We start from the raw sequence: 19,970 nt of genomic DNA on the forward strand, positions 1-19,970 counted from the left end.
GCCGAAAGAGAAGGGGCCGGACAGTATGTCCGGCCCCTTCATGTCGCCTGCTCAGGGAATGATGACGGTGCGCTGCACCGGCTCCGCGGGCGTCTGCCTGCCGTAGAGGCCGCGCTGCAAGGATTGCAGCAGGACGTCGCGCGTCTCCTCGGGCCGGATGAGTTCGTCGAAGCCCATGTGCTCGGCAGAATGATAGGACGCCTTCAGTTCCATGTCGCGCAGTTCGGCGGCGAGGTCCGCCTCAGCGTTCGAGGCATTGCTCAGCGCGGCCGCACCCATCGCCCCCATCGTCGCGCCGGGGAAGGCGAAGGTGCCCTCCTGACCGTCGAAACCGATCAGCGACATCACCATCGACCCGAATCCGTACGCCTTGCGCAGCGTCACATGCATTTTCAGCGTGGTCGCCGCAGTCTGCGCGACGAACATCCGCGCTCCGGCGCGCAGCACACCCTCGCGCTCGGACTCGCTGCCCGGCAGCATGCCCGGGTTGTCGGCGAGGAAGATGATCGGCAAGTGGAAGGAATCCGCGACCATGATGAAATGCGCTGCCTTGTCGGCAGCCTCGGTGTCGATCGACCCGGCCAGCACCTGTGGCTGATTGGCCACCACCGCGACTGGATGACCGCCCAGATGTGCCAGCGCGCAGATGATCGGCGTCCCGCGTTCCGGCTGCACCTCGAACCAGTCGGTGCCGTCGAAGACCACGTCCAGCACCGCACGCATGTCGTAGCTGTGCCGGTTGTCGCGGGAGATCAGATCCAGCAGTTCCGGCGTCGCGCGGGGACCGGTCGACTCGTCGGGGAGATAGGTCGGCGGGTAGGACCACGCGCTCGGCGGGAAGTAGGACAGGTAGCGGCGGATCTCGTCGAGGACGTCCTCGTCGGTCTCGGCGACATTGTGGATCACACCGCTGGGCAGCGCCACGCCGGGGCCGCCGAGGTCTTCCTTCGAAATGTCCTCGCCCGTGGAGACTTTCACAACCGGCGGACCCGCTGTGAAGATGGCGCCCTGCCTGCTCATGATCGAGAAGTCCGCGACCGGTGCGACGAGTGCGCCGTGCCCCGCCGAGGGCCCGAGCACGCCGGTGACCATCGGCACCTTGCCCGAACACTTGGCCTGGGCGAGAAGATCGGTGGGAGTGCGCCCGTAATGGTCGCCGGTCGGCCGGAATCCGGCTCCTTCCAGCAGCATCACCAGCGGCACCTTGTCACGCACCGCCAACTCGGCCAGCCGGTAGCGCTTGGAGTTGCTACCCGGGGCGATAGTGCCCGCCAATGTGGTGAAGTCCTCGGCGCCCACCATGACCGGGACACCATTGATCAGGCCGGATCCGGTCACGATCGCGTCGGCGGCCACCTCGCCGCCGACGAGAGTGCCGAACTCCTGGAACGTGCCGGGGTCGAGCAGTCGCTGGATCCGCGCTCTGGCATCCAGCTTTCCCTTCCCGTGATGTTTGGCGACCCGCTCGGGCCCTCCCATCTCCAGCACACGCGCGCGACGTAGTTCGAGGTCGTCGAGCGTCTCGTTCCAGGTCTTGGCATTTGTCATATCGGGCCTGTCTTCTGTGAGTGGTCGAGCGGAGCGGTCACATTGCCCGCGCCGCCACGGTCAGATACCGTATGTCTTACAGTAAGCATAACCCCGAACAGCCGTACGGTGTGACGAAGCCAGAGGTGAGCTGTGAACAGCCCAGTTGAGGATCAATCCGTGACGATCGGGGAGGTCCCCGATCCCCACGACCCCTATCCCTTCTTCGCCGCACGGAGGCGGGAGGGCGGCGTGTTCCACGGGACAGTGATGGACTACTCCAGAACCCCGAAGGAATTGCGGCCCGCCGACAGCTACGCCGCGGTGTCCTGGAGCGCGGTCAACAAGGCGTTGCGCGACAACACCGTGTTCAGCACCCAGCTCTACGACACCACGATCGGGGTGTTCATGGGTCCGACCATCCTCGCGATGAATGGACCGAGCCACCGCGCGCACCGCAATCTGGTATCCGCCGCCTTCAAACCGCAGTCCCTGGCGGTGTGGGAGCCGGACGTCGTGCGTCCGATCTGCGAGGAACTCATCGACGAGTTCATCGCGGAAGGGCGCGCAGATCTGGTGCGCGACTTCACCTTCGAGTTCCCCACTCGCGTCATCGCCCGCCTGCTCGGCCTGCCCGCGGAGGACCTGCCCTTCTTCCGGGAAGCCGCCGTCGCCATCATCAGCTACGCCGGCAACGTGCCGCGGGCCCTGCAGGCCGCCAAGGAACTCAAAGAGTATTTCCTCGGTCATATCGAAAACAGGCGCGCGGCGCCGAGCGACGACATCATCAGCGATCTGGTCACCGCCGAGATCGACGGCGAGAAGCTCAGCGACCGGGCCATCTATTCCTTCCTGCGGCTGCTGTTGCCCGCCGGGCTGGAAACGACCTACCGATCGTCGGGAAACCTGCTCTTCCAGCTGCTCACCCACCCCGACCAGTTCGCCGCGGTTCAGCAGAATCATGCCCTGTTGCCGCAGGCGATCGAGGAAGGACTGCGCTTCGAGACACCGCTGACCCTGGTGCAGCGTTACGTCACCAAGGACACCGAACTGGAGGGTGTCGCCATTCCCGAAGGCGCGGTACTCGATCTGTGCCTCGGTTCGGCGAACCGTGACGAAACCCGCTGGGAGCGTTCGGAGGAATTCGACATCTTCCGCACCCATATTCCACACATCAGCTTCACCGCGGGGGCACATACCTGCCTCGGCCTGCACCTGGCTCGCTTGGAGACCCGGGTCGCCATGGAATCGCTGCTGAAGCGCCTGGACAACATCACCCTGCTGACCGAGGGCAACCCGCACATCTTCGGCCAGCCGTTCCGCTCCCCGACCGAGCTGCCGGTGACCTTCGACATCGCGCGAGGAGACCGGTGACCGAGCGCAACATCTTCGATCTCACCGGCCGTTCCGCGCTGGTCACCGGCGCCGCGGGCGGCATCGGTGCAGCGGTCGCCGCCGCTCTCGCGGCACAGGGCGCCGCGGTACTGGTCACCGATGTCGACGGGAACGCCGCGGCGGCCACGGCCGAGAAGATCGTCGGGGACGGTGGCCGCGCCGCCTCGGCGGCACTCGATGTCCGCGATCGCGCGGCCGCCGACGCGGCCGCCGCGGCCGCGGCCGAACTCGCCGACGGAACGTTGCACATCGTCGTGAACAATGCCGGTGTCACCGAGCCCGCGATGTTCGGCGCCACCACCGAGGAATCGGTGCTGCGTATGCTCGACATCCATCTGCTCGGCGCATTCCGGTGCACCCAGGCCGCGTTGCCCTATCTGCCGACCGACGGCACCGGGCGCGTCATCAATGTGACCTCGTCGGCGGGATTGGTCGGCACACTCGGCCAGGTCAACTATTCAGCGGCGAAGTCCGGCATCGTCGGAATGACGAAATCACTCGCGAAGGAACTCGCTCGCAAGCAGATCACGGTCAATGCCCTCGCACCCGCCGCGGCGACACCGATGACCGAGACGATCCGCACCGACCCCAAATTCGCTGAGCAGATGCTGAGTCGAATCCCGCTGCGTCGCTGGGCGCAACCGCACGAGGTCGCCGGCGCCTTCGTCTTCTTGGCCTCCGATGCCGCGTCGTTCATCACCGGCCAGGTACTGCCGGTCGATGGCGGTCTGGTCATGTGATGACGCTCGACCAGTAATCGTGACGCAGCCTACCTCGCGCCGAAAATGTGAGACAGGTTTCCTTGAATCCAAGACAGTAGTCATCATGGTATGTTTTACTGTGCGGCTTCCAGTTAGGACGATGGTTGCCCGGAAAGACTGCTTACGGACCGGATTTCAGGCCCAGGCCCCCGGCCTGGGCCTGATCTGTTGAGCGAGCAGTCAGGCACGAGGACCTATCACGGAAGTGGGATCGGCTATGACGAAACGAAACGTCGCGAAGCGACCGAGGCGCGAGCGTGGGTCACTCAACCCGCAAGACATCATCGAGGGCGCCTTCGAACTCGCCGAGCAGGTATCGATCGACGGGTTGAGCATGCCGATGCTCGGCAGGCACCTCGATGTCGGCGTCACGAGCATCTACTGGTACTTCCGCAAGAAGGACGACCTGCTCAACGCGATGACCGATTGGGCATTGAGCAAATACGCCTTCGCCACCCCGTTCGTCGAGTCGAGTGACTGGCGCCAATCGCTGACCGAACACGCTCACAGCATGCGCAGCGTGTTCCTGGGCAATCCGATTCTGTGCGACCTGATCCTGATCCGCTCGGCCCTGAGCCCACTCGCCGCACAGTTCGGCGCACGGCAGATGGAACACGCGATCGCGAGCCTGGTGGAGGCGGGGCTGTCGGTCGAGGACGCCTTCGACACCTACTCCGCACTGAATCTGCATGTTCGCGGATCGGTTGTGCTGCAACGGCTCTACGACAAGAACAAGAATCAGGATGCCGAGGCCGGGGCGTACTACGACGAGATCCGCATCGAACCCGCGACCACTCCCCTGCTCGCCGAGGCGATGGCCAAGGGCCGCAAGACCGGAGCACCCGACGACCACAATTTCGATATCGGCCTCGACTGCATCCTCGACCGCGCGAGCGAGCTGATCGAGATCAGCGGCGGCGACATGCGCCGGGCAGGCCCCTGGCGCCGAGACGAGCGTGCCAACCGGCCGGAACCGCGCCTGCGCCACGCGCTCGATGGGTCGACACGATCGCATCGAGCCATCGAACGGGTGGCGGGCTAGCCGCTAGCCCAGGTCGGGTTCGGGCACGTGGAAGTGGGCGTCGCGCAGACGGAACGCTTCCTTGGTCCCGTGCTCGGCCCTGGTCTTGACGAAGTTGAACTCCCCCGGCGCGAACTGCAGGTTGGTGCCGTATGCGTGGAACAGATAGCTCGCCACTTCCTCGCCCTGATAGGCCTGGCTCTGCTCGACCATCCGGAACGCCTCCTTGGCGATGACGACACCGTCGGCCGGCATCTTCGCGGCCTTCTCCGCCCAGTATCGAGCGCGCGCGGTGACCGCGTCCGGTTCACACGTCTCGGTGAAGACGCCGAGGTGCTCGACCGAATCGGCGCCGATGATGTCGCCGGTCAACAGCATTCGGCGCGCGAGGACAGGGCCGAGGCGATGGAAGAACATGTGCAAGCTGCCCAGTGCGGGCCCGAGGAAACGGGCCGCAGGCATACCGATCTTGGTATCCCTGGCGATGACCGAGATATCGGTCATCAAGGCCATCTCGAACCCACCACCGAGCGCATAGCCGCTGATCTCGCCGACGGTGACCTTCGGGAAGCCCATGAAATTGTGATAGAAGCCGAACGACTTGCGATCCACGGTGAGCCGCCTGCGCTGACTCGGCCTGCTCTTGGCCGGGCGGTCGCCGTCGACCTTCGCGCGCTCGCCGTACCAACCGTAAGCGTTGTTCATGTCGGCACCGGTGCTGAACACCCGCTCCGCACCACGCAGTAGCACGACGGTGATGTCGTCATCCTCGGCGACCTCGTCGAGATAGCGCTCGACCCCGTCACGCATAATCGCGTCGTAGGAATTGTGCTGCTTGGGATTGTTCAGCGTGATGGTGGCGATCCTGCGGTCCGGATCGACCTCGTAGAGCACACGGCCGTCGGCGGCGCTGGAGCTGGTCATCTGATGTCACTTTCCTGTCGTTCGTTGCGAATGGGTCGCGCGCTTTCCATAGCGCGTGGTGGTCAGACGGTCCAGTGGCACGGCGACGGTCCGGACGAGCGCCGAACACAGCACCTCCCCGTCGCGCAAGAGCCGGGCGGTCGATTCGATGTCCCGGTCCCCTACCGCCCGAACGATGTCGAAGTCGAGTTCGGCGAGAATCGGGGTGGGGCGGCGGTAGGTGATCTCCATCGATCGCGTCTTGCCGGCCAGCCCGGTCGTGCAACTCTGATGCTGGACGACCGAATCGAAGAAGACACCCAGGAATCCCCCGTGCACCAGGCCGGGAGGGCCCTCGTACACCAGCGGGAAGGCGATGCGACCCCGAGCGGATTCGGCGTCGATGTGGTCGAACGTGTACTGGGGAAAGCACGGGTTGTACGCGCCGATGTCGACGGCGTGATCGAGGTAGACCCGGTGGGATAGAAGGTCGGCGGCATCGCCGATTCGCGGTGCCGAATCCGGTGGCGCTATGGCGGCGAGCACGCGTTCCCAGTAGGCCAGATCGCCGAGTATGCCGTCCACCGCCGGGTGTGCGTGCTCCAGCGACAGCAGTAACCCACTGAGCCGCCGGATCGCCGCGGCCGCGGCCACTGTCTGCGGCAACGGCCTCTCGCCGAAAGATGTGCTTGCGCTCTCGGACATCGACACCCTTTCCTCGCCGGCACTTCACGCCACCTTGGCAGAAGGTTACCGGTATTGTCTACTGTATCTATAACAGTATGGTCTTCAAACCCGCGCACCCAGGAGGAATACATGCCGTTCGACACCATCGGCTACGAGGTCGACGGGCATACGGCCACCATCACGCTGAACCGCCCCGATGCCCTCAACGCGCTGAGCCCGCACATGATCACCGAGCTCCGCGCGGCGTATGAGGAGGCCGAGAACGACGACAAGATCTGGTTGCTGATCGTCACCGGCAACGGTCGCGCCTTCTGCACCGGTGCCGATGTCAAGGCGATCCCAGGCGACGGCAAGGTACTCAACGAACGCCCGTACCTGTCGACCTACGAGCAGTGGGAAGCCCCGCAGGAGGGCACGCCGCCGTTCCGGACGATGACCAAGCCGATTCTGGTCGCGATCAACGGAATATGTTGCGGCGCTGGGCTCGACTGGGTCACCACGGGCGATATCGTCATCGCTTCGGACCGTGCGACCTTCTTCGATCCGCATGTCAGCATCGGGCTGGTAGCGGGCCGGGAAGTGGTCCGGCTGGCCAGGGTGCTGCCCCGATCGGTGGCGCTGCGCATGGCCATGATGGGCAAGCACGAGCGCATGAGCGCCCAGCGCGCCTACGAGCTCGGCATGGTCACCGAGGTCGTCGAGCACGACCGTCTGCTCGAGCGGGCGAAGGAAATCGGCGAGATTCTCAATTCCAATGCGCCACTGGCGGTTCGCGGAACCCGGCTGGCCATCGTCAAAGGGTTGGATGTGCCGCTACACGAGGCCGAGATGCTGGCCGAGTCGTTCCGTGAACGAGTCACCCGTACCGAGGACGCCCTCGAGGGCCCCCGCGCCTTCGTCGACAAGCGCACCCCGGATTGGCAGTGCCGATGACCTCAACTACCTACCGCACCATCCTGCTCGAGGTGGACCCGCACGACCACGTCGCGACGCTCACGTTGAACCGACCGGACCGACTGAACGCCTTCGATCGCACCATGTGTGAGGAGGTGCGCGACGCCTGGCACCGGATCCGGCTCGACGACTCCGTCAACGCGGTCGTCCTGCGGGCGGCGGGTTCGCGCGCCTTCAGCGCCGGACTCGACATCAAGGTCCCCTACGGTCAGCCGGAGGGGATCTGGCACCACGAAGATCCCGGCGAAGCCCTGAGCCCGAAGTGGCAGAAGATGTGGAAGCCGGTGGTGTGCGCTGTCAACGGCATGTGCACGGCGGGAGCGTTCTACTTCGTCAACGAGTCCGATGTGGTGATCTGCTCGGAGGAAGCGACCTTCTTCGACTCCCATGTCTCGGCCGGACTCGTCTGCGCTCTCGAACCGATCGGTCTCATGCGCCGGGTCGGGCTCGGTGAGACGTTGCGGATCGCGTTGATGGGCAACGACGAACGGGTCTGCGCCGACACGGCGCTGCGCATCGGCCTGGTGACAGAGGTGGTTGCCGGCGACCAGCTCTGGGCACGCGCGCACGCCATCGCAGCTGCCATCGCGGCGAAGCCGCCGACGGCTACGCAAGGCACGGTGAAGGCGATCTGGGAATCGCTGGACAAGCCCTACCGCGCCGCGCTCGACCAGGGCCTGATCTACACCCGCTTGGGCAACCCGATAGCCAAGGCGGAGCTGGCCGCCGCCACGAAAGATCCAGGGCGCCGAGCTGTTACGACCGAACCGAGGATCCGCTGATGACCTACACCCACGACCATCCACTGAGCGGGCGCATCGCCCATGTCCTCGATCTCGCCCCGAGCGCACGAGCCGTCGAATTCGACGGGAACTGGCATGCCTGGGGCGAATTCGGCACCGCGGCACGCCGCGTCCAAGCGCTGATCCCGACTCCGCGCCGCGTGGGCATCCTGCTGCGCAACCGTCCCGAACATGTCGCGGCTTTCCTCGGCGTCCTGCTCGCCGGTGGCACCGTGGTGGTGATCAATCCTTCGCGCGGCGATGAGCGGACCCGATCCGATATCGCCGTGCTGGATCTTCCGTTGGTCATAGGCGGGGCCGAGGACCTCACGGCGCTCGTGACACCCGGCGCCGCCACCATGACCGTGACCGACCTCGACACAGCACCGGTGCTCAATGCGTCGGCACGGGTCGGCGATGCGTGGATGCCGATGCCGGGGGTCGCGGTCCGCATGCTGACCAGTGGCACGACCGGCCCGCCCAAACGCGTCGACATCACCTACGACATGCTGGCCCGCAGTGTGATGGGTGCCGATCCCGAGCAGGCACCCGCGCCCGCGAGCCCGCGCCGCGGCGTCGCGATCGTCAACGCTCCCCTGGTCCACATCGGCGGGATCTTCCGCATTCTGCAGTGCATCGCCGACGCGCGGCCGTTCGTCTTCCTGCCACGCTTCGACCTCGAACGCTGGGCGGCAGCGGTGCGAGAGCATCGACCGGGAGCGGTGTCGCTGGTACCCGCCGCGTTGCGCATGGTGCTGCACTCGGATCTGGCGAAGCAGGACCTCGACAGCATCCGGGTGGTCACCTCCGGAACGGCCCCACTCTCGGCGGCTGACACCGACGCCTTCCAGGACAAGTTCGGGATCCCGGTCCTGACGTCCTACGCTGCCACCGAGTTCGGCGGCGGCGTGGCCGGCTGGACGCTGCCCGACCATCAACAATTCTGGAATACCAAGCGCGGCAGTGTCGGTCGAGCGAGCGGCGGTGCGCGCCTGCGCGTCGTCGGCGACGACGGCACAGTACTCGGCCCGGACGAGCCCGGTCTGCTCGAGGTCGTGCCCGGACAGCTCGGTCCCGGCGCGGACTGGGTTCGCACCACCGATATGGCCCGGATCGACACCGACGGATTCCTGTGGATCCTCGGTCGCGCCGACCAGGCCATCATCCGCGGTGGATTCAAGATCATGCCCGATGATGTTCGCACCGCCATCGAAGGACATCCCGCGGTCCGCGGCGCCGCCGTCGTCTCCCGGCCCGACGAGCGCCTCGGCGAGACGCCGGTCGCGATGGTCGAACTGCGGGCCGAGCGCAGCACCGACGTCGACGAACTCGTGGCGTATCTGAGCGCCCGGCTGGCGCGCTACGAAATCCCCACCGACATCGCCATCGTCGAGGCCATCCCCCGCACTCCGTCGGGCAAGGCGGACCTGTCCGCGGTCCGGCACCATTTCGACAGCACCCTGATCCGAAAGAATTGAGCTGACATGACAACAACGATTCACGGGATCGGCGGACTCTTCGACCACATCGGCTTCCACAAGGAAACCGGCCCCGAGGGCGAACAAGTCTGGGAACTGCCCGTCGCACAGCACGTGATCAACACCTCCGGCGGCCTTCAGGGCGGGCTGATCGCCACCCTCGCCGACATCTCCGCGGGCACGCTGGCCATGGCACAGCGCCCACCGCACACCGGTGTGGTCACCTCAGACCTCAGCGTCCGCTATTTCCGCGCGATCACCACCGGCGCGGCCAGAGCGGTCAGCAAGATCGTGCACGCAGGCAAGCGGTCCATCGTCGTCCAGGTCGAGATCTTCGACCGAGACGATGACTCTGTGGCCGCCCTCGCCACGGTCAATTTCGCGACCGTCGAATTCGCTACCGACGGTTCGGCCTCGGCACCCGAATAGGCCGATCCCACCGCGACTTCGGGCCCGATCCTGGCGGATCGGGCCCGAAGTCATTTCTCGGTGCGCAAGGCCGCTACCGCGTCCGTTCTCGCCTTCATCGCGGCATTACGGGGCAGGTCATCGGTGATGACTACCGCTATCGGCACATGGTGGCTCGGCAGGCGGTCCCGCACATGGGCGAGGAGCTCGGACTCCGAAGGCGCTGTGCCGTGTCGGGGTTGAACCGCAGCGAAGGGGACCTGGCCGAGGCGAAGATCGGGGACACCGACCACACAGGCGTCGCGGACCGCGGGATGAGCGAGCAGCGCGGCGCGGACGGTCTCCGGGAGGATCTTGAAGCCGCCGCGAATGATCGCGCCGTCGGCCCGTCCGTGCACCGTCAGAAAGCCGTCGTCATCGAGGGAGGCGATATCGGTGGTCCGCACCCACGTGGGACCGAGAGCAGACACTCGTGCCTCCAGCAGTCCCGATTCCCCGGCAGCTACCTCGTTCCCGGTCTCCGCATCGACGATGCGGACGTCGACGCCCGGAAGTGGCTTGCCGACACTGCCCGGTTTCGCGGCGCCGTATCGCCGGTGCAGCTCCGGGGTCCACGCGCTGACCGAGCCTGCGAACTCGGTCGCGCCGTAAGCCCACAGCAGCGGGATGCCATAGCGGTGCTCGAACTCTTCGCGCAATTCCGGATCGAGGGGACCGGAACCACCAGGCAGGTATGCCAGCGAGGCCAGATCCGCTCGAGGCACATCGGCTTCCAGGAGCATCCGAAGGATCGTGGGCTGCACTCCGGTCCGGGTGATCCGATAGGTCTTGACCGCCCGAACCCAGTCTTCGACAGTGAATTTCTCGAGCAGGACCATTCGCTTGCCGAGGAACGGCGCCGCGAGCAGCTGGCAGATGCCGATGCTGCCGAACGGCCAGTACACCATGTCCGGGGGGCCGGCCGGCTCGAATTCGGTGGCGCCGCCGGTCATCGTGCGGACGGTATGGCCCAAGGCGGACAACGGAATCGGCACACGCTTGGGCGGACCGGTCGTCCCGCTGGTCAAGATATGAATTCCGGGCTCAGCCGGTGCCGCTTCTCGATCGTGCGCGGGCTTCACGATCGCCTCGACCCGCGGATCCTCCAGCGCCACCGCGATACCCGCGCTGCCCGCCTTTTCGCACGCGGACACCACCGGAACCGTCCAGTCCTGCCGGTCGGCGACAACCGCACCCAACCGCAACTGTTCGATGTCGCGAGCGATCGCGGCTGGGGACTGATACGAGTTGATCATGGCAACCGGGCGCCGCTCGGTAAGAAAACCGAGGATCGCCGCCGCGTGCGGCACCCGGTTGCGAACGACGATTCCGATCCGCTCCTGACTGCCGACTCCCGCCCGGTCCAACTCCGTCGCTATCCGGCGGCGATAGGCGGTTACCTCGGTGCCGGAATACCAACGCCTTTCGAACTCGATACACGGCTCATCGCCGAACGAGGCGATGCCGTCGGCCAACCTCGTCACGAGTTCGGTAGCGGCGTCAAGGCCCGCGTCGTGCTCGGTCACGACGCAGCGGGGGTCGGTGGCCGATAGAACACTGCCAGCTGACCTACCCCAGCCGCGAGGCCGAGCCCGGCGGCGATGCCGAAGCCCCACCAGCCGTCCACCACGTCCGAGCCGACGATCAGTTCGTCGATGCTGGCCCGCCCCGGGCCGGAGACCGCCACGCTCACGGCGGCGACCGCGAGAACGAGGTTGTACTCCCAACCTTCACGGACGATGAAGAAGCCGTTGGAACGATGCACGGTCCACCCGGCGACCAGCATGAGCGCAACGAAGCCCGCGGCGGCGACCGGTGTGCACAACCCGAGCGCGAGAGCGATACCGACACCGACCTCGCTACTCGCCGCGAGTCGCGCGTGCGCGATACCTGGCTTCATTCCCATGCCGTCGAACCACCGCGCGGTACCGGCTATCCGTCCACCGGAGAAGAACTTCTGGTAGCCGTGCGCGGCCATCGTGAGGCCGAGGCACGCTCGCAAGATCAGGGCACCCGCATCGTAAGCAGTCATCAGCGCACTGCCCGTTCCGTGGCGATCCGCACAGCATTCGCTACTACAGGAATGCTTACCGTCATACATACTGCTGTCATTACAGTAATGTTAGACATAAGAAGCGTGTGGTCAAGCGACCCCCTAGTCGACGCATCCGCCCACACGCTCCGACCAGTACTTCGGCGACAGATCGCCGTAAACGAGGAGGCCCTGCCAATGACGAGCGCATCCACCGCACCCGGCGCGGTGACCGCGGAGGACTTCCGCGAAATACTTTCCCAGACCAGGGATTTCGTCCGCAATGTGGTGATGAAGCGAGAGCGGGAGATCGCCGAGCAGAACCGGATGCCCGAGGAGATCGTCGAACAGGCCAAGGCGATGGGGCTGTTCGGCTACGCGATTCCCCAGGAATGGGGCGGGCTGGGGCTCGACCTCGCCCACGATGTCGAACTGGCGATGGAACTCGGGTACACCACCCTCGCGCTGCGTTCACTGTTCGGCACCAACAACGGCATCGCCGGCCAGGTCCTGGTCGGGTTCGGCACCGAGGAACAGAAGTCGCGGTGGCTCGAGGGCATCGCGTCCGGCGGTGTCGTGGCATCTTTCGCGCTCACCGAGTCCGGTGCCGGCTCGGATCCGGCCGCACTGCGGACGACCGCGACCAGATCAGGCGACGAGTGGGTCATCAACGGCGAGAAGCGATTCATCACGAATGCTCCGGTTGCCGACCTGTTCGTCGTCTTCGCTCGCACCCGTCCCGCCGACGAGAACGGCGCGGGCATCTCGGTCTTTCTCGTCCCGGCCGGCACCCCCGGCGTCGAGATCGGCCCGAAGGACCGCAAGATGGGTCAGGAGGGAGCGTGGACCGCGGAAGTCTATTTCCGCAACGTCCGGGTCGGCGCCGACGCACTCGTCGGCGGCAACGAGGACATCGGCTACCGCGCCGCGATGACCTCGTTGGCGCGCGGCCGCGTGCACATCGCCGCACTCGCCGTCGGCACCGCGCAACGGGCACTCGACGAATCCGTCGCCTACGCCGCGACGGCCACCCAAGGCGGCACCCCCATCGGACGATTCCAGCTCGTGCAGGCACACCTGGCCGATATGCAGACCGGGGTGATGGCAGGCCGTGCGCTGGTACGTGAGGCCGCGCGCGCGTGGGTGACCGAGGAAGACCGTCGCCTCGCACCGTCGGTGGCCAAGCTGTTCTGCACGGAAATGGCGGGGCGCGTGGCCGATTCGGCGGTCCAGGTGCACGGCGGAACGGGCTACATGCGCGACGTGGCGGTGGAGCGGATCTACCGCGACGTGCGGCTGTTGCGCCTGTACGAGGGCACCAGCGAGATCCAGCGCCTCATCATCGGCGGCGGACTTGTCAGGAAAGCGGAGCGGGACGCGCAGTAGCGACCGGCAGGTCGACCGCACCACCACTGGCGCGGTCGACCTCATCGGTCAGTGCCATCGCCACGAAGGAGACCGACGACACTCATCCCGCCCGGTCTGCGTCAGGTCAGATCGAACGGGCCGTCGGAGATGGCGGCACCGAGGCCGCCGAGATCGATACCGAGCTCGGCGGTGGCGGCCAGGCAGGCAGCGACGTCCTTGCGCAGGAATGGTGCGGCCCGCTTCTCGAATTCGGCGAAACCGCCTGTACGCCGGATGGAATCAGCGGCGTAGCTGTTGCCACTCGCGACGGCCAGCGCCTCGAGCAGCTGGCCTTCCCCGATGCCCAGCTTCTTGCCGACCTCGGCGGCTACGGCGACCAGTTGCGCGTTCGCGGCGAACAGCGCGTTGTTGACCAGCTTCACGCCGAGCGCACTGCCCAGCGCACCGGTCGCCAGCACCGCATTCGCGTAGGCGGCCAGCACGGGCCGGACCACCTCGACAGCATCGGACGGACCACCGAGCAGAACCGTCAGACGACCCGCCGCGATGTCCTCAGCCGATCCGCTGACCGGCCCGTCGAGCAGGACAGGCCCGTCCGGGCGCAGGGCAGCCAGCTCGGTGATCGTGGACACCGCCCCGGTCGTGTGTGACACCACCACCGCATCGGGGCGAGTCATGGCCAGCACCCCCTCCGGCCCTCCGAGCACCTCGACCAACTGCTTGTCCGAGAAGAGGCAGGCGATGACGACATCGGCCGTGACCGACGCAGCCGCCACTGAATCGACGATCTCCGCGCCCACGGCCCGCAGTCGCCCCCGGACGTCGTCGCGGCGCGCGTACACGATGGTCCGATGACCCGCGGCCACCAGACGAGCCACCATCGGCTCACCCATCTGACCAGCCCCGATAAACCCGACTACGTGCGACATCCGCGCCTCCTCCTTCGCCGTGAGTCACATGAGGGATACCGCATGAGGCCACGGACAATCGTGATTACAGTAATAACAACTGTAACAGTGGGCGCGGACCGCGGCCGCCGTTCACGGCCTTCTTGCGCCTCGATCACCGCGACCATAGGCTGACCGGACACAGGCATTACCGTTGCCTTTACGATATGCCATACGATAAATATTTCCGGCGCGACTGCCGACCACCCCCAGAGCACGAGGAGAGCACGTGACCGGCCGACACACAGACAAAGTCGCCTTCATCACCGGGGCAGCACGTGGCCAAGGACGCGCCCACGCGGTGCGTCTGGCCGAGGAAGGCGCAGACATCATCGCTGTCGACATCGCGGCTCCGCTGCCCGCCGCAGTTCCTTACGATTCGGCGACCGCCCAGGATCTCGACGAGACAGTGCGGCTGGTCGAAGCGACCGGGCGCCGTATCGTCGCCGCCACCGTGGACACCCGCGATCTCGACGGTCTGCGCAAGGCGGTGGACGAAGGGGTCGCCGTGCTCGGCCGGCTCGATATCATCGTCGCCAACGCCGGCATCTGCATCCCCCAGATCTGGAACGAGATCACGCCCGAGTCGTTTCGCGACGTGATGGACATCAACGTCACCGGCACCTGGAACACCGTCTTGTCCGGCGCACAACACATCATCGACGGCGGCCGCGGCGGCTCGATCATCTTGATCAGCTCCGCCGCCGGAATGAAGATGCAGCCGTTCATGGTGCACTACACCGCCAGTAAGCACGCGGTGACAGGCATGGCCAGGGCGCTGGCCGCCGAACTCGGCAAGCACCGGATCCGCGTCAACAGCGTCCACCCGGGTGCGGTGAACACACCGATGGGCAGCGGCGACATGGTGGCCGCACTCACCCATGCTCTCGAGTCCAATCCTCAACTGGCACAGATGACCACACCGTTCCTGCCCGCATGGATCGCCGAGGCCGACGATATCGCCGCCACGGTGAGCTGGCTCGCCGGTGACGAGTCCCGGTACATCACCGCCACTCAGATCGCGGTCGACCTCGGCTCCACCCAGTACTGAATGCCCCGCACGCGGAAAGGATCTACGCAATGTCACTTCTCGAGGGCCGCGTCGCGGTCGTCACCGGCGGGGCGCAGGGCATCGGCCTCGCCATCGCGTCGAGCTTCTTGCGCGCGGGCGCACGAGTGGTCGTCGGCGACCTCGATCCCGAAGCCGCACAGCAAGCACTCGGCACGGACGGCGTGCGCGCGGTCCGCTGCGATGTCACCCGCGCCGAGGACGTCTCAGCGTTGCTCGATACCGCGGTAACCGAGTTCGGCGCGGTCGACGTGATGGTCAACAACGCGGGCATCACCCGCGACGCGTCCATGCGCACGATGAGCGAGCAGGATTTCGACCAGGTGGTGTCGGTGCATCTGAAAGGCAGCTGGCACGGCACCCGGCTCGCGGCCTCGATCATGCGTGAGCAGGGCAGGGGCAGCATCGTCAACATCTCGTCTCTGTCGGGCAAGGTCGGCATGGCCGGACAGACCAACTACTCGGCCGCCAAAGCGGGAATCATCGGCTTGACCAAGGCAGCGGCCAAGGAAACGGCGCGTTTCGGGGTGCGGGTCAATGCGATCGCGCCCGGCCTGATCCGCTCTCCCATGACCACCGCGATGCCCGAACGGATCTGGGAGCAGAAGATGTCGGAGATCCCGATGTCGCGGGCGGGTGAGCCCGAAGAAGTCGCCAACGTCGCGTTGTTCCTCGCCTCGGACCTTTCCTCGTACATGACCGGCACCACCCTGGAAGTGACGGGCGGGCGATTCATGTGACCGAGTGGCAGGCACACACCGTCGTCACCGAGGAGTACGTAGATCCCGCACCGGTGGCGGCGTTGCGCGCGGTACTCGATTCCGGCGCGCCACCGGTCGGCCCCGGCCATCCCCTTCCGCCACTGTGGCATTGGGCCGCGCTGGCCCGCTGGCCCGCGTCATCGGCGATCGGCCCGGACGGACATCCGGCGCGCGGTTCGTTTCTTCCCCCGGTGGAACTGCCGCGGCGAATGTTCGCCGGCGGCGAGGTGTCCTTCTACGACACCGTGATCGTCGGGTCGACAGTGCGGCGTGAGGCAGCTGTCGTCGCGGTGACGCGGAAGACCGGACGCACCGGTCCGCTCGTAGTCGTCGATGTCGAGATCCGCCTCTACACCGACAGCGACACTCTCGCCGTGACCGAACGCCAGCACCTCATCTACCGAGAGGCGCCGACGGCGGCCGGAACTTCCCGCCCCGCGGCACTGTTCGAGATGGCGCCCGTCGGCCCGCCGCTACGCCGAATGGGCGACTGGGATTGGGAACTACACACCGACCCCACCGTGCTGATGCGGTTCAGCGCCGCCACCGCCAATCCCCATCGCATCCATTACGACTGGCCATACGCGACCGGGGTGGAGGGATATCCCGGCCTGGTGGTGCACGGGCCGCTGATGACATTGGCGCTGGCCGAAGCTCTCCGGCGGGAACAGCCCGGTACGCCCCCGGTGCGCCTGCGGCACCGCAATCACGCACCGCTCTTCTGTGCCCAACCCGCCCGCATCGAGCGTCGCAACCTCACCGACGCCGATCTCGCCCTGGCCGTCCGCACCGGCCACGGCACCGACCGACCCGTCGAACACACCGTTCTGACCGCCGATTTCGACCTAGACGGAGACCGAGCCCATGCGTGAAGCAGTGATCTGCGAACCAGTCCGCACCCCCATCGGACGTTATGGCGGGGTGTTCGCCTCGCTCACCGCGGTCGACCTCGGCGTCACCGCCTTGCAGGGCTTGCTGACGCGCACCGGCATCAACCCCGACACGATCGAGGACGTCATCCTCGGCCATTGCTATCCGAACAGCGAGGCTCCCGCGATAGGCCGGGTCGTCGCGCTCGACGCGGGGCTGCCGGTGACTGTCGGTGGCATGCAGATCGACCGGCGCTGTGGGTCGGGCCTGCAGGCCGTCATCCAAGCGGTCATGCAGGTCGCCAGTGGCGCGAGCTCGATGGTGGTCGCCGGTGGCGTCGAGAGCATGACCAATGCTCCGTTCTACTCGCTCGACATGCGATGGGGCGGTGCCCGCAGCGGTGTCAGGATGCACGACGCCTTGGCCCGTGGACGCGAAACCGCCGGCGGCAAGCACCATCCGGTCGCCGGTGGCATGCTCGAGACCGCGGAGAACCTGCGCCGAACCTATTCGATCGCTCGCGAGGAACAGGATCGGCTCGCGCTCGCTTCCCATCAGCGGGCAGTCCAGGCACACCGCGGTGGTGCGAGCGCCGAGCAGATCATTCCGGTCACTGTGACGTCGAGGAAGGGCGAGGCGGTCGTCGACGCCGATGAGCATCCGCGCGCCGAAACCACCCTCGAGTCGCTGGCGGCACTGAAAGCCGTTCGGGCGAAGCTGGATCCGGATTCGACGGTCACCGCGGGCAACTCCAGCGGACAGAACGACGCGGCATCGATGTGTCTGGTCACCACCCGCGAGAAGGCCGACCAGCTCGGCCTTACTCCCCTGGTCTCTCTCAAATCGTGGGCCGTAGCCGGTGTCCGGCCCGATGTGATGGGCATCGGGCCGGTGCCCGCTACCGAGGCCGCTCTGGGTCAGGCCGGACTCTCGCTCGCCGATATCGATCTGATCGAGCTCAACGAAGCGTTCGCGGCCCAGGCTCTCGCCGTCATGCGGGAATGGAAGTTCGGCGAGCACGATCTGGACCGCACGAACGTGCACGGCTCGGGCATCTCGCTCGGGCACCCGGTGGGCGCCACCGGCGGCCGGATGCTCGCCACCCTCGCCAGGGAACTGCACCGCCGTGAGCTGCGCTACGGCCTGGAGACGATGTGTATCGGCGGCGGCCAGGGCTTGGCCGCGGTCTTCGAGCGGGTGGTGTGAGCGTGCCCGTCCGTACCTTCACCTCTGTCGAGGATCTGTCGACGGCGATCGGCGAAACAGTCGGTCCCGGAGCATGGTTCACGATCGACCAGGACCGCGTCGACACCTTCGCCCAGTGCACCGGCGACGAGCAATGGATCCATGTGGACCCGGCTCGCGCCGCCGAGGGCCCCTACGGCACGACCATCGCCCACGGCTATCTGACGCTGTCGATGATTCCGTTCCTCGGCCGCGATCTGTTCACCCTTGATTTCGGCACCGCACGAGTCAACTACGGCAGCAACAAGGTTCGCTTCCCTGCACCCGTCCGCGTCGGTTCCCGGGTTCGAGCCACAGCGACGCCGGCAGCGGTGTCGATCGAGAACTCCCGCGCCCTGATCACGGTGCGCTGGGCGGTCGAGAACGAGGGTCAGGACAAGCCGGTGCTGGTCGCCGAAACTCTCACGGTGGTGATGCTGTGAGCCAGGCCGTATCCGCCGCGAGCACCCTGCTCGCGGGCTCCGACTCCCCCGAACGGATCTCCCGATGAAACTCGGACAAACACACGGCCTCACCGAGGTGCAGGCCGAAATCCTCAGCACCGTACGCACCTTCGTGGACAAGGAGATCATCCCGGTCGCGCAGGAACTCGAACACGCCGATACCTACCCGCAGGCCATCGTCGATCGGATGGCCGAGATGGGCCTGTTCGGGCTGATGATCCCCGAGGAGTACGGCGGCCTCGGCGAGTCACTGCTGACCTATGCCCTGTGCGTCGAGGAGCTGGCGCGCGGCTGGATGAGTGTGTCCGGGGTCATCAACACCCATTTCATCGTCGCCTACCTGCTTGCCCACCACGGCACCCCGGAGCAGCAGCAGCGTTTCCTGCCACGTATGGCCACCGGCGAAGTCCGCGGAGCGTTCTCGATGTCGGAGCCCGAACTCGGCTCGGACGTGGCTGCCATCCGCACCAAGGCTGTCCGCGACGACTCCGGTTCGTACACCCTCGACGGCCGGAAGATGTGGCTGACCAACGGATCGACGGCCACCCTGGTCGCCACGCTGGTACGCACCGACGAAGGCCACGAGCGTCCGCACGACAACCTGACAACCTTCCTGCTCGAGAAGCCGGCGGGATTCGGTGAGGTCGCTCCGGGACTGACGATCCCCGGCAAGATCAGCAAGATGGGCTACAAGGGCATCGACACCACCGAGATGTTGCTCGACGGCCACGTCGTCGCCGCGGACACGGTGCTCGGTGGCGATCCCGGCCGCGGATTCAGGCAGATGATGGACGGGATCGAAGTGGGCCGCGTCAATGTGGCCGCCCGCGCGTGCGGAATCGCCCTGCGTGCTTTCGAACTCGGTGCTCGCTACGCCCAGCAACGCTCCACCTTCGGCAAGCCCATCGTCGAACATCAGGCCATCGGCTTCTCGCTCGCCGAGATGGCCACCAAAGTCGAGGCAGCCCACCTCATGATGGTCAACGCGGCCCGGCTCAAGGACTCCGGCCAGCGCAACGATGTCGCCGCGGGCATGGCCAAGTACCTGGCCAGCGAGTTCTGCAACGAGGTCACCCAGGCGAGCTTCCGCATCCACGGCGGATACGGATACTCCACCGAGTACGAAATCGAGCGCCTCATGCGTGAGGCACCGTTCATGCTGATCGGAGAGGGCACCAGCGAGATCCAGAAGCGGATCATCGAGAAGGGCGTGCTGCGCGACTACCGCATTTGAGACAACTGTGCCCCTGACGACCTTGCGTCAGGGGCACAGTTGTCTC

At 66.3% G+C, this 19,970-nt stretch carries 20 protein-coding genes; 14 read left to right on the plus strand and 6 right to left on the minus strand.

The window, feature by feature from the left end; genetic code table 11:
* Positions 1 to 51: 51 nt before the first annotated feature.
* Positions 52 to 1,548: an acyl-CoA carboxylase subunit beta gene (locus ACWFRF_RS02510; protein WP_452448606.1), complete on the minus strand. Its 1,497-nt coding sequence runs from the start codon at positions 1,546 to 1,548 to the stop codon at positions 52 to 54.
* 159 nt (positions 1,549 to 1,707) lie between these two features.
* On the opposite strand from ACWFRF_RS02510, the gene ACWFRF_RS02515 reads away from it, so the two are divergent.
* From ACWFRF_RS02515 to ACWFRF_RS02525, 3 genes are all read left to right on the plus strand, one after another.
* Positions 1,708 to 2,901 (plus strand): cytochrome P450, encoded by a 1,194-nt coding sequence (locus ACWFRF_RS02515; RefSeq protein ID WP_452448607.1) that lies wholly within the window; start codon positions 1,708 to 1,710, stop codon positions 2,899 to 2,901.
* On the plus strand, positions 2,898 to 3,662 hold the full coding sequence (locus ACWFRF_RS02520; RefSeq protein WP_452448608.1) for an SDR family NAD(P)-dependent oxidoreductase: 765 nt from the start codon (positions 2,898 to 2,900) through the stop codon (positions 3,660 to 3,662). Before ACWFRF_RS02515 ends, ACWFRF_RS02520 begins: the two co-directional genes overlap by 4 nt.
* A gap of 238 nt (positions 3,663 to 3,900) precedes the next feature.
* A complete protein-coding gene (locus ACWFRF_RS02525; protein ID WP_452448609.1) occupies positions 3,901 to 4,725 on the plus strand; it encodes a TetR/AcrR family transcriptional regulator in 825 nt (274 codons plus the stop codon).
* A gap of 3 nt (positions 4,726 to 4,728) precedes the next feature.
* On the opposite strand, the gene ACWFRF_RS02530 is transcribed toward ACWFRF_RS02525, so the two are convergent.
* The gene (locus tag ACWFRF_RS02530) at positions 4,729 to 5,628 is read right to left on the minus strand and encodes an enoyl-CoA hydratase/isomerase family protein (RefSeq protein ID WP_452448610.1); all 900 of its coding nucleotides are present in this window, start codon (positions 5,626 to 5,628) and stop codon (positions 4,729 to 4,731) included.
* 6 nt (positions 5,629 to 5,634) lie between these two features.
* Positions 5,635 to 6,312: a hypothetical protein gene (locus tag ACWFRF_RS02535; RefSeq protein WP_452448611.1), complete on the minus strand. Its 678-nt coding sequence runs from the start codon at positions 6,310 to 6,312 to the stop codon at positions 5,635 to 5,637.
* Positions 6,313 to 6,423: 111 nt separating this feature from the next.
* Between ACWFRF_RS02535 and ACWFRF_RS02540 the strand changes: the two genes are divergently transcribed.
* From ACWFRF_RS02540 to ACWFRF_RS02555, 4 genes are read left to right on the plus strand one after another with little or no spacing between them, the layout of a single operon-like run.
* Positions 6,424 to 7,227: an enoyl-CoA hydratase/isomerase family protein gene (locus tag ACWFRF_RS02540; protein WP_452448612.1), complete on the plus strand. Its 804-nt coding sequence runs from the start codon at positions 6,424 to 6,426 to the stop codon at positions 7,225 to 7,227.
* The gene (locus ACWFRF_RS02545) at positions 7,224 to 8,030 is read left to right on the plus strand and encodes an enoyl-CoA hydratase/isomerase family protein (protein WP_452448613.1); all 807 of its coding nucleotides are present in this window, start codon (positions 7,224 to 7,226) and stop codon (positions 8,028 to 8,030) included. Before ACWFRF_RS02540 ends, ACWFRF_RS02545 begins: the two co-directional genes overlap by 4 nt.
* Positions 8,030 to 9,508 (plus strand): class I adenylate-forming enzyme family protein, encoded by a 1,479-nt coding sequence (locus ACWFRF_RS02550; protein ID WP_452448614.1) that lies wholly within the window; start codon positions 8,030 to 8,032, stop codon positions 9,506 to 9,508. Before ACWFRF_RS02545 ends, ACWFRF_RS02550 begins: the two co-directional genes overlap by 1 nt.
* A 6-nt stretch (positions 9,509 to 9,514) precedes the next feature.
* A complete protein-coding gene (locus ACWFRF_RS02555) occupies positions 9,515 to 9,937 on the plus strand; it encodes a PaaI family thioesterase (protein WP_452448615.1) in 423 nt (140 codons plus the stop codon).
* Between the two features lie 50 nt (positions 9,938 to 9,987).
* Here the strand turns inward: ACWFRF_RS02555 and ACWFRF_RS02560 are convergent, their stop codons facing one another.
* Both ACWFRF_RS02560 and ACWFRF_RS02565 read right to left on the minus strand, forming a co-directional pair.
* Positions 9,988 to 11,481, minus strand: coding sequence for a class I adenylate-forming enzyme family protein (locus ACWFRF_RS02560; protein ID WP_452448616.1), 1,494 nt, complete (start codon positions 11,479 to 11,481; stop codon positions 9,988 to 9,990).
* Positions 11,478 to 11,987 carry a DoxX family protein gene (locus tag ACWFRF_RS02565; protein ID WP_452448617.1) on the minus strand — a complete coding sequence of 170 codons (510 nt, stop codon included), beginning with the start codon at positions 11,985 to 11,987 and terminating at the stop codon, positions 11,478 to 11,480. Before ACWFRF_RS02565 ends, ACWFRF_RS02560 begins: the two co-directional genes overlap by 4 nt.
* Positions 11,988 to 12,185: 198 nt before the next feature.
* On the opposite strand from ACWFRF_RS02565, the gene ACWFRF_RS02570 reads away from it, so the two are divergent.
* Positions 12,186 to 13,373, plus strand: a complete 1,188-nt coding sequence (locus ACWFRF_RS02570; RefSeq protein WP_452448618.1) for an acyl-CoA dehydrogenase family protein — start codon at positions 12,186 to 12,188, stop codon at positions 13,371 to 13,373.
* Between the two features lie 101 nt (positions 13,374 to 13,474).
* Here ACWFRF_RS02570 and ACWFRF_RS02575 read toward each other — a convergent pair whose 3' ends face one another.
* Positions 13,475 to 14,284, minus strand: a complete 810-nt coding sequence (locus ACWFRF_RS02575; RefSeq protein ID WP_452448619.1) for an NAD(P)-dependent oxidoreductase — start codon at positions 14,282 to 14,284, stop codon at positions 13,475 to 13,477.
* A gap of 247 nt (positions 14,285 to 14,531) precedes the next feature.
* Here ACWFRF_RS02575 and ACWFRF_RS02580 point away from each other — a divergent pair, with 247 nt between their 5' ends.
* The 6 genes from ACWFRF_RS02580 (at position 14,532) to ACWFRF_RS02605 (ending at position 19,924) form a co-directional block, all read left to right on the plus strand.
* Complete coding sequence (locus ACWFRF_RS02580) at positions 14,532 to 15,353, plus strand: mycofactocin-coupled SDR family oxidoreductase (protein WP_452448620.1); 822 nt, start codon at positions 14,532 to 14,534, stop codon at positions 15,351 to 15,353.
* Positions 15,354 to 15,382: 29 nt separating this feature from the next.
* Positions 15,383 to 16,111, plus strand: a complete 729-nt coding sequence (gene fabG, locus ACWFRF_RS02585) for a 3-oxoacyl-ACP reductase FabG (RefSeq protein WP_452448621.1) — start codon at positions 15,383 to 15,385, stop codon at positions 16,109 to 16,111.
* Positions 16,108 to 17,004 (plus strand): FAS1-like dehydratase domain-containing protein, encoded by an 897-nt coding sequence (locus tag ACWFRF_RS02590; RefSeq protein ID WP_452448622.1) that lies wholly within the window; start codon positions 16,108 to 16,110, stop codon positions 17,002 to 17,004. The genes fabG and ACWFRF_RS02590 overlap by 4 nt, the downstream gene beginning before the upstream one ends.
* Positions 16,997 to 18,208, plus strand: a complete 1,212-nt coding sequence (locus tag ACWFRF_RS02595; RefSeq protein WP_452448623.1) for an acetyl-CoA C-acetyltransferase — start codon at positions 16,997 to 16,999, stop codon at positions 18,206 to 18,208. Before ACWFRF_RS02590 ends, ACWFRF_RS02595 begins: the two co-directional genes overlap by 8 nt.
* Before the next feature lie 2 nt (positions 18,209 to 18,210).
* Positions 18,211 to 18,669 (plus strand): MaoC family dehydratase, encoded by a 459-nt coding sequence (locus ACWFRF_RS02600; RefSeq protein ID WP_452448624.1) that lies wholly within the window; start codon positions 18,211 to 18,213, stop codon positions 18,667 to 18,669.
* A 64-nt stretch (positions 18,670 to 18,733) separates the two neighbouring features.
* Positions 18,734 to 19,924 carry an acyl-CoA dehydrogenase family protein gene (locus ACWFRF_RS02605; protein ID WP_452448625.1) on the plus strand — a complete coding sequence of 397 codons (1,191 nt, stop codon included), beginning with the start codon at positions 18,734 to 18,736 and terminating at the stop codon, positions 19,922 to 19,924.
* Positions 19,925 to 19,970: the final 46 nt, after the last annotated feature.

This window comes from Nocardia sp. NPDC055165, from assembly GCF_053606985.1.